The sequence below is a fragment of the Skermanella aerolata KACC 11604 genome (genome assembly GCF_000936425.1).
Taxonomy (GTDB): Bacteria; Pseudomonadota; Alphaproteobacteria; order Azospirillales; family Azospirillaceae; genus Skermanella; species Skermanella aerolata.
The window spans coordinates 1-345 of sequence record NZ_AVFK01000242.1 but is presented as its reverse complement, the minus strand read 5'-3'; the positions used below and the strand labels follow the sequence as shown (position 1 = coordinate 345).

Annotated in this window: 1 protein-coding gene; it reads left to right on the top strand. The window is 60.9% G+C overall.

Going from position 1 to position 345, the window contains the following annotated elements; translation table 11 throughout:
* Window positions 1-134: 134 nt before the first annotated feature.
* On the top strand, window positions 135-345 hold a 211-nt coding region (locus N826_RS39380; RefSeq protein ID WP_044438144.1), incomplete at its 3' end, for a hypothetical protein.

Below are 345 nucleotides of genomic sequence, written 5' to 3'. Positions count from 1 at the left end.
AGAATCTGTTCGCAGAGTGGGCATGCCGGCCTGTGCTGACCAGGATGCTACTTTGAGCTGAAAAGAGGAATGACACGTGGGAGGCTGGATGGCTATGTCGGGGTCGTCGTTAACAGCCACCGAGCCAGCATCATATGGGTACCGCCATCAGAACCGCAAAGACGTCTTCGGCATCCTGGGACGCTTTCGCCGACGTGGACGCCTTCGTGGATGAGGTTCTGGCGGAACTCGCAGCGATGGAAGCAGACGGCACGAAGCCGACACGTTCGGGACCGAAGCCGTCCCTGGCTGGAGCCGCGCTGCGCAAGGCGATCATGGCGATCTGGTGCCTGTGCTTCTGCGGCA